This window comes from Ruegeria sp. BI11, from assembly GCF_056538005.1.
The window spans coordinates 430,832-446,292 of the sequence record NZ_JBQFSM010000001.1; the positions used below are offsets into that span (position 1 = coordinate 430,832).

Annotated in this window: 15 protein-coding genes; 7 read left to right on the plus strand and 8 right to left on the minus strand. The window is 55.3% G+C overall.

The features are described 5' to 3' along the window. Positions 1 to 20: 20 nt before the first annotated feature. The 4 genes from ACR0DT_RS02115 to iscR are packed head-to-tail and all read right to left on the minus strand — an operon-like array spanning position 21 to position 3,310. Positions 21 to 209, minus strand: a complete 189-nt coding sequence (locus ACR0DT_RS02115) for a hypothetical protein (RefSeq protein WP_480709163.1) — start codon at positions 207 to 209, stop codon at positions 21 to 23. After that, positions 209 to 1,729 carry a Fe-S cluster assembly protein SufB gene (gene sufB / locus ACR0DT_RS02120; protein WP_480709164.1) on the minus strand — a complete coding sequence of 507 codons (1,521 nt, stop codon included), beginning with the start codon at positions 1,727 to 1,729 and terminating at the stop codon, positions 209 to 211. Before sufB ends, ACR0DT_RS02115 begins: the two co-directional genes overlap by 1 nt. Positions 1,730 to 1,747: 18 nt before the next feature. Next, entirely contained in the window at positions 1,748 to 2,791 is a 1,044-nt protein-coding gene (locus ACR0DT_RS02125) for a cysteine desulfurase family protein (RefSeq protein WP_480709165.1), read from the minus strand. Positions 2,792 to 2,851: 60 nt separating this feature from the next. Then, positions 2,852 to 3,310: a Fe-S cluster assembly transcriptional regulator IscR gene (gene iscR, locus ACR0DT_RS02130; RefSeq protein ID WP_480709166.1), complete on the minus strand. Its 459-nt coding sequence runs from the start codon at positions 3,308 to 3,310 to the stop codon at positions 2,852 to 2,854. Positions 3,311 to 3,487: 177 nt separating this feature from the next. Here iscR and ACR0DT_RS02135 point away from each other — a divergent pair, with 177 nt between their 5' ends. The 6 genes from ACR0DT_RS02135 to ACR0DT_RS02160 all read left to right on the plus strand — a co-directional run bounded on the left by ACR0DT_RS02135 (position 3,488) and on the right by ACR0DT_RS02160 (position 9,343). Continuing rightward, complete coding sequence (locus tag ACR0DT_RS02135; RefSeq protein ID WP_058281239.1) at positions 3,488 to 4,141, plus strand: alpha/beta hydrolase; 654 nt, start codon at positions 3,488 to 3,490, stop codon at positions 4,139 to 4,141. Further along, positions 4,141 to 4,386, plus strand: coding sequence for a hypothetical protein (locus ACR0DT_RS02140; RefSeq protein ID WP_480709167.1), 246 nt, complete (start codon positions 4,141 to 4,143; stop codon positions 4,384 to 4,386). Before ACR0DT_RS02135 ends, ACR0DT_RS02140 begins: the two co-directional genes overlap by 1 nt. Further along, positions 4,383 to 5,540, plus strand: coding sequence for an HD domain-containing protein (locus ACR0DT_RS02145; protein ID WP_480709168.1), 1,158 nt, complete (start codon positions 4,383 to 4,385; stop codon positions 5,538 to 5,540). The genes ACR0DT_RS02140 and ACR0DT_RS02145 overlap by 4 nt, the downstream gene beginning before the upstream one ends. 391 nt (positions 5,541 to 5,931) lie before the next feature. Then, complete coding sequence (locus tag ACR0DT_RS02150) at positions 5,932 to 6,267, plus strand: DMT family transporter (protein WP_480709169.1); 336 nt, start codon at positions 5,932 to 5,934, stop codon at positions 6,265 to 6,267. Positions 6,268 to 6,343: 76 nt separating this feature from the next. Further along, complete coding sequence (gene typA, locus ACR0DT_RS02155) at positions 6,344 to 8,161, plus strand: translational GTPase TypA (RefSeq protein ID WP_480709170.1); 1,818 nt, start codon at positions 6,344 to 6,346, stop codon at positions 8,159 to 8,161. A 300-nt stretch (positions 8,162 to 8,461) separates the two neighbouring features. Next, a complete protein-coding gene (locus ACR0DT_RS02160) occupies positions 8,462 to 9,343 on the plus strand; it encodes a hypothetical protein (protein ID WP_480709171.1) in 882 nt (293 codons plus the stop codon). Between the two features lie 138 nt (positions 9,344 to 9,481). Here the strand turns inward: ACR0DT_RS02160 and ACR0DT_RS02165 are convergent, their stop codons facing one another. The 4 genes from ACR0DT_RS02165 to recA all read right to left on the minus strand — a co-directional run bounded on the left by ACR0DT_RS02165 (position 9,482) and on the right by recA (position 14,670). Continuing rightward, positions 9,482 to 10,105: a transglutaminase-like cysteine peptidase gene (locus ACR0DT_RS02165; RefSeq protein ID WP_480709172.1), complete on the minus strand. Its 624-nt coding sequence runs from the start codon at positions 10,103 to 10,105 to the stop codon at positions 9,482 to 9,484. 357 nt (positions 10,106 to 10,462) lie between these two features. Further along, positions 10,463 to 10,750, minus strand: coding sequence for a DUF1330 domain-containing protein (locus tag ACR0DT_RS02170; RefSeq protein WP_480709173.1), 288 nt, complete (start codon positions 10,748 to 10,750; stop codon positions 10,463 to 10,465). A 1-nt stretch (position 10,751) separates the two neighbouring features. Next, positions 10,752 to 13,424, minus strand: a complete 2,673-nt coding sequence (alaS, locus tag ACR0DT_RS02175) for an alanine--tRNA ligase (RefSeq protein ID WP_480709174.1) — start codon at positions 13,422 to 13,424, stop codon at positions 10,752 to 10,754. 178 nt (positions 13,425 to 13,602) lie between these two features. Then, positions 13,603 to 14,670 carry a recombinase RecA gene (gene recA, locus ACR0DT_RS02180; RefSeq protein ID WP_420587074.1) on the minus strand — a complete coding sequence of 356 codons (1,068 nt, stop codon included), beginning with the start codon at positions 14,668 to 14,670 and terminating at the stop codon, positions 13,603 to 13,605. 192 nt (positions 14,671 to 14,862) lie between these two features. Here recA and ACR0DT_RS02185 point away from each other — a divergent pair, with 192 nt between their 5' ends. Then, positions 14,863 to 15,456: a sulfotransferase family 2 domain-containing protein gene (locus ACR0DT_RS02185; RefSeq protein WP_480709175.1), complete on the plus strand. Its 594-nt coding sequence runs from the start codon at positions 14,863 to 14,865 to the stop codon at positions 15,454 to 15,456. The last annotated feature ends 5 nt before the right edge of the window (positions 15,457 to 15,461 follow it).

Below are 15,461 nucleotides of genomic sequence, written 5' to 3' on the forward strand. Positions count from 1 at the left end.
ATCACAACCCCGATAATTTTCTAGCCCAGCACTTTGCGGATCAGCCGCGCAGCAATCCATCCAAGGATTGCTCCACCGCCGACAGCCCAGACCGGGTTGATGAATTCCATGTGGTTGATGTTCACGTAGGCCACGCCGAGCAGACCACCCAAAACAGGCAGCGCATACCCAAGCCAGGTCAACACATCATCTTTCCGGATGCGGGTCATCAGCCGACGGAACCCTCTAGTGAAATCGCAACAAGCTGCTGCGCCTCCATCGCGAATTCCATCGGCAGAGCCTGCAGCACGTCCTTGCAGAACCCGTTGACGACCAGCGCCACGGCTTCTTCCTCGTCCATGCCACGCTGACGGCAATAGAACAACTGATCGTCATCCACCTTGGATGTCGTCGCCTCATGCTCAACACGTGAGGAGTTGTTCTTGACCTCGATATAGGGAACCGTATGCGCACCGCATTTGTCACCGATCAGCAAGCTGTCGCACTGCGTATAGTTCCGACTGTCTTTCGCTTTCGGGTGCATCGACACCAGACCACGATAGGTGTTCTGCGCTTTGCCTGCGCTGATACCCTTAGACACGATGCGCGACTTGGTGTTCTTGCCCAAGTGAATCATCTTGGTGCCGGTGTCGGCCTGCTGATAATTATTGGCAATCGCGATCGAATAGAACTCACCCTGGCTTTCATTGCCGCGCAGGATGCAGGACGGGTATTTCCATGTAACGGCCGAGCCGGTTTCGACCTGCGTCCACATCACCTTGGACCGATCCCCCCGACAGTCGGCACGCTTGGTCACAAAGTTGTAGATGCCACCCTTGCCGTTCTCATCTCCGGGATACCAGTTCTGAACCGTCGAGTATTTTACCTCGGCGTCTTCCTCGACGATGATTTCAACCACAGCCGCGTGCAGCTGCGCAGTGTCACGCTGCGGCGCCGTGCAGCCTTCCAGATAAGAGACATACGATCCCTTGTCAGCGATGATTAGGGTACGCTCGAACTGACCCGTGTTTTCCGCGTTGATACGGAAATAGGTGCTCAGCTCCATCGGGCAGCGAACGCCCGGCGGGATGTAAACGAACGAACCGTCCGAGAACACGGCCGAGTTCAGCGTGGCATAGAAGTTATCTGATACCGGAACTACGGTACCCAAATATTTTTTCACCAGTTCGGGGTGTTCCCTAATCGCCTCAGAGATCGAGCAGAAAATCACGCCGGCCTGTTTCAATTCAGCCTGGAACGTCGTGCCAACGGATACCGAATCAAATACGGCGTCCACAGCAACCTTACGACCCTCGGCGGGGGCGTTCTCGACACCCTCAACACCCGCCAAAATCATCTGTTCTTTCAGCGGGATACCCAGCTTTTCGTAAGTGGCCAATAGCTTGGGGTCGACCTCGTCCAGCGATTTCGGCTTTTCTTCCATCGACTTGGGACGGGCATAGTAATACTGGTCCTGAAAATCGATCGGCGGGTAATGCACCATCGCCCAAGTTGGCTCTTCCATCTTGGTCCAGCGTTCAAAAGCCGCCAGACGCCATTCGGTCATCCACTCGGGCTCTTCGTTTTTTTCAGAGATCAGTCTGACGATATCCGGGTTCACACCTTTGGGCGCGTACTCCATTTCGATATCGGTTTCCCAGCCGTACTTATAGGTGCCAACCTCGCGCACCGCATCCACGGTTTCCTGATCGACGCCTTCTTTTACCTGGGTCTGGTCCAAAGCGGCCATTTCCTTCACTCCGTCAGATCACGCGGCACGCGCGCGATGCTTTTTCTCTTTTTCAAGCCACATTTCGGCGAAACGCAGCACATCTTCTTTTTTTGTCAAAGGTCCCAGCGACACGCGTATCGCGCTGGCCGCCGCAACCTCATCATACCCCATTGCCGTGAGGACCGCGCTGGCGCGCACCTTGCCACTGGAACAGGCAGAACCCGCGCTGATGGCAAACCCCGCCAGGTCCATCTGCATAACTTGTGTCTCGCCCTTCCATCCCGGGGTGGCAAAGCATAATGTGTTTGGCAGTCGGTCCTGATCCTTCCCGACAAAAATAGTCAATTTAGACCCGGCCTCAAGGGCATTTTCTAGAATATTTCTAATTTCTTTCACTTGCTCCCAAACGCCATTGGCAAGGTCCCTTGCAGCCGCTTCTGCTGCGGCCCCGAAGCCCACGATTCCAATGACATTTTCCGTACCGGACCGGCGACCCATTTCCTGACCGCCGCCCTTGATCTGGGCCGGCAAATCCGTGCCGCGTTTTATCACAACCGCGCCAACACCCTTTGGACCGCCCAATTTATGAGCCGAGATCAGCGCCATCCGCGTGTCCAGCCAGTTGAAGGCGACCGGCAATTTGCCAAATGCCTGTGTTGCATCGGTCACCGCAAGCCCAGCAGGTAAAGCCTGCACGATCCCGGTTTCAGAATTCGCCAACTGCAGGGTCGAGTGTGCAGGGTCAGACACTAGAACACGACCTGACATATCCGTCGACAAATCTTCGTTAATCCAAGCTCTTACAGCATCATGCTCAACGGCGGATCCATGTAGTTTCCGCCCACCTAACGTCAGCGCCGCCCCTTCGGTCGAACCTGAGGTGAACACAACATCTGCCCCATCCGCCCCGAAGGCTGTGGCGATTTGCGCCCGGGCACGCTCGACCAGTGCTTTGGCCGCGCGCCCCTCGGCATGAACCGAGGACGGATTGCCACACACCTCCATCGCCGCGATCATCGCCTCTCGGGCCTCAGGGCGCAGAGGAGTCGTTGCGTTATGATCCAGATAAACACGACTCATAGATTCATCTTTTTGCGAATGCGAAGTGGTTTCGCGTATTCAATAGCCAAGTGCAACGCCTCACTCATCCACCACTGCAAAAAGGCTCGGCACAGCAGGGCACGGGGCCAGATCGTTTTTGATCACATCTGACAACCGCGTTTGATGCAGGAAAACATAGACATGGGCACTAAGCCCTTCCCACAAACGGTTACTCAGCGATTGCGCCCGGCTACCTGATGACGCCCCAGACGCCCCCGCGCCTTTTTGCAGCGCATCGACAGTTTCGTCCACGGCTGAAAGAATCTCGACCACTCGAATTTCTGATGGCGACCGCGACAGCCGGTACCCGCCACCCGGTCCGCGAACCGATGATACCAGATCCGCCCGACGCAGTTTTACGAACAGTTGCTCTAGATACGGCAGCGAAATGTCCTGTCGTTCGGAAATTTCACCCAACGTTACAAGGTTATCTGACGGTTGAAGAGCGATATCGGCCATTGCAACCATGGCATAACGACCCTTGGTCGAAAGCTTCATTCCCTTCCCCTTTTGGCTGGTACCGCGCGAAAACATTGACGCCGCCGCTGCCAGTGCGTATCTCCGACGGGCAGTGCCTTGCGCAATGCAACATTATTAGAACCGTTCTAAGGTGCCTGACGATAACCGTCAAGTATATCCCGGCACCAGGAAGAAAAAGACAGGACCAAAGCACACATGCCCGAGGTGATTTTTCCCGGACCCGAAGGCCGCCTGGAAGGCCGTTACCACCCGCAAAAGGAAAAAGACGCACCGATCGCCATCGTGCTTCACCCGCATCCTCAATTCGGCGGGACCATGAACAACAAGGTGGTCTACAACTTGCACTATGCGTTCTACAACATGGGCTTCACCGTGTTGCGGTTCAACTTCCGCGGCGTTGGTCGCAGCCAGGGCGAGTATGACCAGGGTGTAGGTGAGCTGAGCGATGCAGCCTCAGCGCTGGATTACCTGCAGTCGATGAACAATAACTCGAAGCACTGTTGGGTAGCTGGATTCTCGTTTGGCGCCTGGATCGGCATGCAGCTGCTGATGCGCCGCCCGGAAATCACCGGCTTTATCAGTGTCTCGCCCCCGGCGAACATGTACGACTTTTCGTTCTTGGCGCCCTGCCCGTCTTCGGGTCTGATCATCAACGGATCAGCAGACCGCGTGGCACCGCCTGCGGACACCACCTCGCTGGTGAACAAACTGCACGAACAAAAGGGAATCACCATTACTCACAACGAGGTTGATGGCGCTGACCATTTCTTCCAGGAACGTCACATGGACACGCTGATCACCGATGTCAGTGACTATGTGAAACGCCGCCTGACCGAGAACACGCGCTGATGTCTGATACCATCACCACCCTTGCCGCCAAACTGGCCGAGGACACGATGAAAGTGATGGACGAAACCGGAGACGACCGTTTCTTTGTTGAGGTGGGCGAACACTTGGGGGCGTCCTCGCAGACTTTGGAAGAAGCCTTTCTGACGGAAATTCGCGTGCGGCTGGCAGAACGCAAAGCACGCAAATTCGTGATTCAGAGGCTCTCGGAACACCGCTCGAAACTGAAAGCGATCGAAAAACAATGAACACCAGACTGTCCGCGCAAATCGAATTTCTGAAACGCGTGGACAGCCTGAAGTCGGTTGATCGCGCCAATTATCTTCTGGATCAGTCCCGTGCTGAAAACGCTGCTGAACACAGCTGGCAACTCGCGCTATGGGCGCTGGTGATGCAGCCATTGGCTGACAACGATGTCAGCATTGACCGGGTGATCCGCATGCTATTGCTGCATGACCTAGTCGAAATCATCGTCGGCGACCATCCGATCCACCTGCAAACCGACTGGCAAGCTGTCGAAAGGGCCGAGCAAGCCGCCGCCTCCGAATTGTTTGGCCTTTTGCCCGCAGATCAAGCCGAGGCTTGCCTGGCGCTGTGGCGGGAGTTTGAGGCTGACCAAACCCCAGACGCAAAATTTACAAAGTGCCTTGATCGCTGCCAGCCAATGTTTCAGGTGCTCTGCGCGCCAACGCCAAGGGCCGATCACAGGGCTATTGTTCGGGATAACCTGAACGGAGGACGTGCCGCCTATCTTAAAACCGAGTTTCCGGAAGCCTATACCGCGGCACAAAACCTTCTAAACGGTAATCCCGTAGCTGAATCCGCGTTTTCAACCCGTCTTGAGTTTTTGGCCGAAAGTGACCAATTGAAATCCGTCTATCGCGCCTCGCGTTTGCTCAGCGTCGAGCGGTTCGAAAATTCCGCCGAACATTCGTGGCATATTATGCTTTATGCTTGGATTTTATCCGAACAAGCAGCGCCAGATGTTTCAATCGACCGCGTTCTAAAAATGCTTCTGCTGCACGATATCGTTGAGATCGACGCTGGTGATAATCCCATCCATGGTCAGGTTGATCACGCCGCCCAGGAAGCTGCAGAGCAAGCCGCCGCAGAGAGGCTGTTCGGGCTGCTGCCCGATGATCAAAAAACGGCCTTTATGTCTTTGTGGCAGGAATTCGAGGTGGCCAACAGCCCTGATGCCCAGTTCGCCAAGGCGGTTGACCGGTTTCAGGCACCTGTGGGCAACCTCGCAACCGGTGGTGGCTCTTGGGTGGACTATGACGTCACATACGCGCAGATCGAACAGCGCGTGGGCGCGCCGGTCAAACGAGGCGCACCCGGCCTTTGGGCGTGGCTGCAACCACAGCTTGATGCCTATTTCGCATCAGAGGTCACAACCTAGAAAAAGAAAAAGAGGCACAAAGGCCTCTTTTTCCCATGCTTCGGCAGGCGCTCAAACCTGAAAACTTTCTAACCGTTCAACAAACTTGGCTGCGTTTTTGTCGACGGACCCCCCGCCAGCAAGCCACCCAAGCACCACAATTAATGCCGAAACAAATACTATTAGTCCTGAAAATCTCGTCATTTGGCTTAACCTGAAAAACAAAAATCATTAAAAAACAACGCGTTTTTATCATAATTGATGCTGAGAAAATAGTCAGGTTATCCATACTCCTCAAAACACCGGCACTACTGCCGTAACGTCAGCCTGCGGGTAGACTCCGCCAGTTTTTTCTTGCTCGCCCGGCTATTTTCGTGCTCAACCTCGCAAAACATTTGTCGAGAACCCCACTGTGCCCAAAGCCTATCTGATCCTGTTGCTGGCGGTCATTGCAGAGACCATCGGCACCACGTCCCTGCAAGCCAGCCAACAGTTCAGCCGTTTTTGGCCGTCCGTCCTTGTTGTAGTTAGCTACGGCATAGCATTCTATTTGCTGGGACTTACGCTAAAGTTCATGCCTGTCGGAATTGTCTATGCGATTTGGTCAGGGCTTGGCATCTTTCTGATCGCGATCATCGGTTTCATCGTTTTCGGACAGAGACTCGACTGGCCCGCCGTGATCGGATTGGTCATGATTTTGGCCGGAATCCTCATCATTCACCTGTTTTCCAAGACAGCCGGTCACTGATCGCCGGTTAGGGCTGGTCTATTTTGTCAAACCGCGCTATGCGCGCGGCAACTTCCCGTTCAAAGGCTGACCTCTCATGGACCTGCGCAATATCGCAATCATCGCTCACGTTGACCACGGCAAGACGACCCTGGTGGATGAGCTGCTCAAACAATCCGGCGCGTTCCGGGAAAATCAGGCCGTGGCAGAGCGCGCCATGGACAGCAATGACCTGGAGCGTGAGCGCGGCATCACCATCCTGGCCAAAGCCACCTCGGTCGAGTGGAAGGGCACGCGCATCAACATCGTCGACACCCCCGGCCACGCCGATTTCGGTGGCGAGGTTGAGCGGATTCTCAGCATGGTGGACGGCGTCGTGCTGCTGGTCGATGCCGCCGAAGGTCCGATGCCGCAGACAAAGTTCGTGACCTCCAAGGCGCTGGCGCTGGGACTACGCCCTATCGTGGTTCTGAACAAGGTCGACAAGCCCGACGCTGAACCCGACCGGGCGCTGGATGAATGTTTTGATCTATTTGCCAACCTTGGTGCAGATGATGACCAACTGGATTTCCCCGCCATGTACGCCTCGGGCCGTTCGGGCTGGGCGGATATGGAGCTGGATGGACCACGCAAGGACCTGACCGCTCTGTTTGATCTTATCGTCGACCACGTTCCCGCGCCAAAACAAGCCGACAAGAAGGACGAACCCTTCCGCATGCTGGCCACCACGCTGGGCAGCGATCCATTCATCGGCCGAATCCTGACCGGTCGCGTGGAAAGCGGTACGCTCAAGGCAGGTGACAGCCTCAAGGCGCTGTCCCGCGACGGCACGCTGATCGAGAACTTCCGCGCGTCGAAAATTCTTGCCTTCCGTGGCCTCGCGCAACAACCCATCGACGTCGCCGAAGCAGGCGATATTGTGACCATCGCCGGCATGAGTAAGGCCACAGTAGCTGACTCGCTGGTGTCACCGCAGATCGAAGAGGCCCTGCCTGCCCAGCCCATCGACCCGCCCACAATCACCGTGACTTTTGGCATCAACGATTCACCTCTGGCTGGTCGCGATGGCAAAAAAGTACAGTCCCGCGTCATTCGCGACCGACTGATGAAAGAGGCGGAATCCAACGTTGCTATTCGCATCACCGACACCCCCGGTGGCGAAGCTTTCGAGGTTGCCGGCCGAGGCGAATTGCAAATGGGCGTTCTTATCGAAAACATGCGCCGCGAAGGTTTCGAGCTTAGTATCTCGCGCCCGCAGGTTCTGTTTCGTGAGGAAGACGGCCAGCGTCTTGAACCCATCGAAGAGGTTACCATCGACGTTGATGACGAATACTCGGGCGCTGTAATCGAAAAGATCACCGGCGCGCGCAAAGGGGAACTGGCCGAAATGCGCCCTGCAGGCGCAGGCAAAACCCGGATCATCGCGCATGTCCCTTCGCGCGGTTTGATCGGATACCACGGCGAGTTTCTGACCGATACACGTGGAACTGGCGTTCTGAACCGGGTATTCCACGGCTGGGCGGCACATAAAGGCCCGATCCCGGGGCGCCGAGCAGGCGTTCTGATCTCGATGGAGAACGGTCAGGCCGTCGCTTATGCGCTTTGGAACCTTGAAGAACGTGGCCGCATGTTCGTTGCCCCCCAAACGGATGTCTATCAGGGTATGGTGATTGGCGAGCATTCGCGCGACAACGATCTGGAAGTGAACCCCCTCAAAGGCAAGAAACTGACCAACGTGCGCGCCAGCGGCTCGGATGACGCTGTCCGGCTAACGCCGCATGTACAGTTCTCGCTGGAAGAGGCGATCGCTTATATCGATGATGATGAATTGGTTGAGGTTACTCCGAACGCCGTACGCCTTCGCAAACGCTTTCTAGATCCGCATGAACGCAAGCGCATGGCCAAATCAGCTTGAGTCACCCCTAGGTATAGTTGCCACAATGGCAACAATGCCACACCTATGACTAATTTATACCGTCAGACAACATAACAAAACGTGAAAAGCTCGCCAATTTGGCGGGCTTTCTCTTTGTTTTCAATAAATTTTACGCGTGAGATTTTTCTTCCCAACATTAATTCAAAATAAACCCCTCTTGAAAATGTGCCGCAAAATAGGTGTAATTGTGGTTGAAATATGGCACTATTGTTGTACCCAGACGTAAAGCACAATTTGTAGTGCGCCAGTGTTAGTAACGAGTTCTGAAGGAGCAACGCCATGCGCGTGAAATCTCATTTGTTATCTTTTGTTTTTGTTTCCGCAACATTACCATTTATTACCGCCAGCGCGGCTCAGGCGGAAAGATGCAACATCAAAACAGCCCGACAATCTGTATCGACTGAAACACTGTGCGACTGCACAGTCGTTGATACTCGCATGTTGCGCTATATACAGCGCAGAGCTGATTTCGAGGACATTCTGGCCCGCACGGCTGCAAATTGCCCGGCATTCGCGGCAGTGCTGACTGACCTACCAACTGCGACAACGGCTGCGTCAGCACGAGATGGTGACAACGACGACACTAGTTTTGACGGTTCAGGCAGTGGCGATAACAACAACGGTGACACCACCTCCAACAACAACAACAACAATAACAATAACAATAGCAATAATAACAACAATAACGGGGGCGGCGGTAACAACGGCGGCGGTGGTAACAACGGTAACGGCAACGGCGGCAACAATGGCGGCGGCGGCAACTCCGGTAACGGCAACGGCGGCAACAATGGCGGCGGCGGCAACTCCGGTAATGGCAACGGCGGCAACAATGGCGGCGGCGGCAACTCCGGTAATGGCAACGGCGGCAACAACGGCGGCGGCGGCAACTCCGGTAATGGCAACGGCGGCAACAACGGCGGCGGCGGCAACTCCGGTAATGGTAACGGCGGCAACAACGGCGGCCCAGGTAATGGGAACGGAAACGCCGGGAACAAGGGCAACGGAGGCGGCAACAACGGCGGCTCTGGCTCCGGCACCGGCAATGGTGGTAGCAACAACGGCCAAGGCGGCGGTGGCGGCGGCAACGGGAACGGTGGTAGCACTGGTGGCGCTTCTGGCGGAAACGCCAATGGTGCCGGAAAAGGCGGCACTTTTAACTGATAGCCTAAGTTTACCGCGTATCGTCAAAACTGAACGATATCGCCGAAGCAAACGTGTTAGACAAAATACATGGGCGGCCCTCTGGTCGCCCATGTATTTTGTCTAACATTCCTGAGTTCGATTAATTGTTTTCAAGCGTCAACTGCGCCCGTAAACACCAACCCATCCACTGGGCTTCTGTGGATTTTGCATGCGAAGGAACAAATATTGCGTGGCTGTCCAGGGTTTAATCTGGTTAGTCAGGTTATCCAAAACCAAATCGCCAGCTGCCGAACGATAGACAAGAACGGCATGTGAGTTCCGCTTCGCATCTAACACAGTTGCAATAAGCAGCTTACTAGGATCAACTCCGGCCCGGATCAGATCGCGTTTCTTCAGCAGGGCAAAGTCTTCGCAATCGCCACCACGGGAAGTTGGCAATGCCCATCGTTCTGCAGTCCGATACTGCGATTGGTCAGTCACCGTCCGTGTCGAAGCATTCACCCGACGATTGACGCGCTGAATGATCTGCATCTCTTTCTTGCTGGACATGGAAACGGACGCTTTGGTGGAACAGGCCCAGTTGTATTGACGGCACAATTGCCTTGCACCCGATGGAGGCGGTGAAGCGGCAACAATCTTGATAAAGCGCCCTTCTGACGCTTCCGCCGCTGAACCACTAATCAACGGTCCCAATGCCAAAGTGGAAAAAACTAACAGTCGACCCATTGATGAGGTCAACCGCGCAGATACGGCTTTGACTTCAGTACTCAACAGTTTCATGCCTGTCCCTCGACCTAAATTCATCCTCACAATTGCGGACAAACAGGACCGTAGATCGTTTAGCTTAACTATCAGTAGACGAGGCCGTTTGCGCAATCTGAGGTGAAGTTGCAAGGAAAAAGAGGCGGAAATTCGTTCCGCAATTTGACCATTTCAGGCAATAATTGAGAGAACTTGGTCACAATCTAGGGGTGACGGAGCGTAAACTAAACATCCAAGCTTAACAGCAAATACCTGTAAAATATGAAGGTATTTCGAAAAATAAAAAGCCAGGCTGCTAATCACGCTACCTGGCTTTCCCATTGGCTAAATTCCGCCTACACAACCAGAAGTTGGCAAAACTTTGGCAATCTGAATCTATTCAGTGGTCTCGACGATCAACAATTCACGTTCACTGGCCCCACGCGCATGGTCCAGTGCCTGCTGATATTCAGGTGAATTGTAGCATTCCACCGCAGCCTCAACTGAGGGGAACCGAGCAACCACATTGCGTGGGCGCTCTTTCCCTTCAAGCTGCACATACCGCCCGGCACGCGCGATGAACTCGCCCCCGTGCTTGGCAAGCGCAGGCCCGGCCAGCTCAGCATATTTGCCGTAAGCTTGATCGTCCGTCACCGTGACATGGGCAATCCAGAGTGCAGGCATCTTATCCTCCCAATACTTGTTCTGCGGCTTTGATCGCCGCGTCTGCATTCGACGCATCGCGGCCACCGCCTTGCGCCATATCCGGACGTCCGCCGCCGCCCTTGCCGCCCAGTTCAACCACTGCTGCCCGGACCAGATCAACGGCTGAGACCTTGTTGGTTAGGTCTGATGTCACACCGGCTGCTACGGCGGCTTTGCCACCTGCATCCGCAATCAACAACACCGCGCCCGAACCCAAACGGGCCTTGTGCTCGTCGATCAATGCGGGAAGGTCCTTTCCCGAAACACCACTCAGCGCCTGCGCCAGGAAGGGCACACCGTTCACGTCCCGCGCCTCGACACCACCGCCTTGCCCCGCGCCACCAGCCATCGCCAAATCACGGCGCAGCTGAGCAACTTCGTTTTGCAAGGACTTCCGTTCATCCAGCAGAGATTTGACCCGTGTGACCACGTCATCCGGTTGCGCCTTCAGCTCCGTAGCAATTTGGCCCAACCGCTGATCCTGAGCAGACAGGTGGCGGAAAGCCTCATCCCCGGTCAGCCCTTCGATCCGGCGCACACCGGCGCTGCTGGCGCTGTCACCCAGAACAACAAAGGTGCCGATATCGCCGGTTTGACGCACATGCGTGCCGCCGCACAATTCTATCGACCAAGTGTCGCCATCGTGGCCCTTGCCAGTCTCAGCTTTACCCATCGACACAACCCGGACTTCGTCGCCGTATTTCTCTCCAAACAACGCTTGAGCACCCAGTTCGCGCGCGTCGTCAGGCGTCATGATCCGGGTTTCGACGGTCGAGTTCTGACGGATGAATTCATTCACCTCACGTTCGACCTTCCGGATCTCATCAGGGCTAAGCGCCTTAGAATGGCTGAAGTCGAACCGCAACCGGTCCGAGGCATTCAGCGAGCCACGCTGTGCCACGTGATCGCCCAAAGTTTCGCGCAATGCCTCGTGCAGCAAGTGCGTAGCCGAGTGGTTGGCCCGGATCGCGGTACGACGGGCATGATCAACCTCAAGCTCAACCGCATCGCCTTTCAATAACGTGCCCTGGCTCACCGTTACCCGATGGGCATACACCTTACCTTCAGCAAACTTGCGCGTGTCCTCGACTTGCGCCACGTCCTGCAAATTCTCAAGACGCCGGATTTCACCAGTGTCGCCAACCTGACCACCAGCTTCGCCGTAGAACGGTGTCTGGTTCACGACAACCCATCCAGAGCCGCCTTTTTCAATCTTGTCGACCAGCGCACCGTCGACAACCAAAGCGGCCACCTGACCTTCGGCTTTTTCGGTGTCATAGCCCAAGAAATCCGTCGCGCCGGCTGTGTCCAACACATCAAACCAAACGGCTTGATCTGCGGACTCACCGGACCCTGCCCATGCGGCGCGGGCCTTGGCTTTTTGCTCGGCCATGGCTGTGTCGAACCCCTCCGTATCCACAGTCCGGCCCTTTTCCCGAAGCGCATCTTGCGTCAAATCCAGCGGGAACCCGTAAGTGTCGTACAGCTTAAACGCTGCATCACCGGGCAAGGCCGCGCCTTCGGGCAGTCCAGCAACCTCATCGTCCAGCAGCTTCAGACCGCGATCCAACGTCTGCTTAAAGCGGGTTTCTTCCAACAGAAGCGTCTCTTCGATCAAGGCCTGCGCCTGACCCAGCTCGGTATATTGCGCACCCATCAGCTGCACCAACGCCGGCACTAGGCGATGCATGATCGGGTCTTTCGCACCCAGCAGGTGCGCGTGACGCATGGCGCGGCGCATGATCCGACGCAGAACGTAACCACGACCGTCATTCGATGGCATCACCCCATCAGCAATCAGGAACGAGGTCGAGCGCAGGTGATCCGCGATCACCCGGTGATGCACGTTCTGATCACCGTAGGGATCAACGCCCGTGGCATCTGCGGACGCCTCGATCAGTGTCTTGAACAAGTCGGTGTCATAGTTGTCATGGCTTCCTTGCAGCAGGGCACCAATCCGCTCCAGCCCCATGCCGGTGTCGATCGACTGCATGTCGAGTTCGACCATCGAGCCGTCTTCGAACTGTTCGTTCTGCATGAAAACGATGTTCCAGATTTCAATGAAACGATCGCCGTCTTCCTCAGCCGAACCCGGAGGGCCACCCCAGATGTGATCGCCGTGATCATAGAAAATTTCTGTGCACGGACCGCACGGGCCGGTCGGGCCCATTTGCCAGAAGTTATCATTGGTGGCGATGCGGATAATCCGGTCCTCAGGCACACCAACTTTCTTCCAAATCTCAAACGCCTCATCATCTGTGTGATAAACCGTTGTCAGCAAGCGGTTCTTGTCGACGCCGAATTCCTTGGTGATCAATTCCCAGGCAAACGGGATCGCGTCGTTCTTAAAATAATCACCGAACGAGAAATTTCCCAGCATCTCAAAGAACGTATGGTGCCGCGCGGTATAGCCGACATTGTCCAGATCATTGTGTTTGCCGCCCGCCCGCACACATTTCTGCGCGGTTGTTGCACGCTGATAGTCGCGGGTTTCCAAGCCGGTAAACAGGTTCTTGAACTGCACCATCCCCGAGTTCACGAACATCAGGGTCGGGTCATTGCGCGGGACCAGAGGGCTGGACGCCACAACTTCGTGCCCCTGCTTGTCAAAGTAGTTCAGAAAGGTCGATCGGATATCGTTTAACGTGGGCATAAGGCTCTCTCAGCGCGCAATCATATGTGTCAAAACGGGTTTATCCCTGTCCCTGCGGATAGTCCACAGCGTTGGACCCGCAGAACGAAACAAGGCGGCCCCAATGGACCGCCCTGTTCCGAATATTCTCAGCACTAAATTGGTGCCGGGGATTTCTGCTTTTTCCTTTAACGGATGATTAAGCTTCGAGGATATCATCATCCTCGGCAGCGCCGGGCGGCATGTCGAAATCCAGACCATGTGCGGCACGAATCTTGTCTTCGATCTCAAGCGCAGCGCGGCTGTTGTCGCGCAGGTACTGCTTGGCGTTCTCACGCCCCTGCCCGATCCGTTCGTCCCCATAGCTAAACCAAGAACCCGACTTCTCAACCACACCAGCCTTAACGCCCAAGTCCAGCAATTCGCCCATTTTACTGATGCCTTCGCCATACATGATGTCGAATTCCACCTGTTTGAACGGCGGCGCCACCTTGTTTTTCACGACCTTGACCCGGGTCTGGTTGCCAACAACCTCATCCCGGTCTTTGATCGCTCCGATCCGGCGAATGTCCAGTCGGACCGAGCTGTAGAACTTCAGCGCATTACCACCGGTTGTGGTTTCCGGGCTGCCGAACATGACGCCGATCTTCATCCGAATCTGGTTGATGAAGATCACCATACAGTTCGAACGGCTGATCGAACCGGTCAGCTTGCGCATTGCCTGACTCATCAGACGGGCTTGCACGCCGACATTGCTGTCACCCATGTCGCCTTCGAGCTCAGATTTCGGTGTTAGTGCCGCAACCGAGTCAACAACAACCATGTTCACCGCACCCGAGCGCACCAGCGTATCGGTAATCTCAAGCGCTTGTTCACCTGTGTCGGGCTGCGAGATCAGCAACTCATCCAGATCAACACCTAGCTTTCGCGCATATTGCGGGTCCAGCGCATGTTCCGCATCCACAAAGGCACATACCCCGCCGCGTTTTTGCTGTTCGGCAATGCAGTGCAGCGTCAGCGTTGTCTTACCAGAGCTTTCCGGTCCGTAAATTTCAACGATCCGACCCATGGGCAGGCCGCCAATTCCCAGCGCGATATCCAGGCCCAGAGAACCGGTCGAGCTCGCGTCAATGTCCTGCTTGGCGTCCTCGCCCAGCTTCATGATTGAGCCCTTGCCGAACTGGCGTTCAATCTGGGCCAGCGCGCTGTCGAGCGCCTTTTGCTTGTCTGCGTTTTTCTTGTCGCTCATTGTCAGAAGATCCGCCATTGTCCTGTCGCCTTCCCTTTTGTCACACCCTTGAACGGGCGGCAATCGCTGCTTTGTTCGCCTCTTGTTCCTTATGGGACTAAAAGAAGAACATTTCAATAAAAACTTACAGATCTCACTGTTGAGCAATTGTGTTAAAGAGTCGTTTACGCCAATCTGCATTCGTAACAAAGATCGATGCAGGGCAAATAAATGCTTGTTTTTTATAAGGAACGCCTCGCGTTTCTAGCTGTTCCCAAAACCGGCAGCACGGCCTACCACTCAGCCCTTCGTGACCGTGCCGATTTTGTCGTAACCGGTCCGCCAGATCTGAAACACGCCCCTGTCCGGCGCTATGACCGTTTTTTTCAGAACATTTTTCGAAAAATGTACGACACCGAGATGGAGATCATGGCCGTCGTGCGCGAACCGATTGATTGGCTGGGCAGTTGGTACCGCTTCCGCAGTCGCGATGATCGGATCGGGCATCCACATTCGACCCGGGACATGTCGTTTGACGACTTCGTGCAGGCCTATATGAAATCTCCGCGCCCCGACTTTGCGGATGTGGGTAGCCAAAGTCAGTTTTTCCGCACCCGAAGCAACGGTTTCGGCGCAAGCCACGTCTTCAAATACGAAAATCAGGACAAAATTTTGAATTTCTTGCAGGACCGCCTGAACATGCAGATCAGCCTGCAACTGGAAAACGTCTCGCCCAAGCGTGAACTTGTCCTTTCACGAGAGACCGAGCGGAAATTCCGAAAACACCACAACGCCGAGTTCGCCTGCCATGATGCGGCGATTTAGTGTGG

Bases quoted from the DNA above. Each gene is read 5' to 3' on its own strand.
- iscR (WP_480709166.1), bottom strand. From the start codon at position 3,310: ATGAAGCTTTCGACCAAGGGTCGTTATGCCATGGTTGCAATGGCCGAT.
- ACR0DT_RS02160 (WP_480709171.1), top strand. From the start codon at position 8,462: ATGCGCGTGAAATCTCATTTGTTATCTTTTGTTTTTGTTTCCGCAACA.
- ACR0DT_RS02140 (WP_480709167.1), top strand. From the start codon at position 4,141: ATGTCTGATACCATCACCACCCTTGCCGCCAAACTGGCCGAGGACACG.
- ACR0DT_RS02170 (WP_480709173.1), bottom strand. From the start codon at position 10,750: ATGCCTGCACTCTGGATTGCCCATGTCACGGTGACGGACGATCAAGCT.
- sufB (WP_480709164.1), bottom strand. From the start codon at position 1,729: ATGGCCGCTTTGGACCAGACCCAGGTAAAAGAAGGCGTCGATCAGGAA.
- ACR0DT_RS02115 (WP_480709163.1), bottom strand. From the start codon at position 209: ATGACCCGCATCCGGAAAGATGATGTGTTGACCTGGCTTGGGTATGCG.
- ACR0DT_RS02165 (WP_480709172.1), bottom strand. From the start codon at position 10,105: ATGAAACTGTTGAGTACTGAAGTCAAAGCCGTATCTGCGCGGTTGACC.
- recA (WP_420587074.1), bottom strand. From the start codon at position 14,670: ATGGCGGATCTTCTGACAATGAGCGACAAGAAAAACGCAGACAAGCAA.
- typA (WP_480709170.1), top strand. From the start codon at position 6,344: ATGGACCTGCGCAATATCGCAATCATCGCTCACGTTGACCACGGCAAG.
- ACR0DT_RS02145 (WP_480709168.1), top strand. From the start codon at position 4,383: ATGAACACCAGACTGTCCGCGCAAATCGAATTTCTGAAACGCGTGGAC.
- ACR0DT_RS02135 (WP_058281239.1), top strand. From the start codon at position 3,488: ATGCCCGAGGTGATTTTTCCCGGACCCGAAGGCCGCCTGGAAGGCCGT.
- ACR0DT_RS02125 (WP_480709165.1), bottom strand. From the start codon at position 2,791: ATGAGTCGTGTTTATCTGGATCATAACGCAACGACTCCTCTGCGCCCT.
- ACR0DT_RS02185 (WP_480709175.1), top strand. From the start codon at position 14,863: ATGCTTGTTTTTTATAAGGAACGCCTCGCGTTTCTAGCTGTTCCCAAA.
- alaS (WP_480709174.1), bottom strand. From the start codon at position 13,424: ATGCCCACGTTAAACGATATCCGATCGACCTTTCTGAACTACTTTGAC.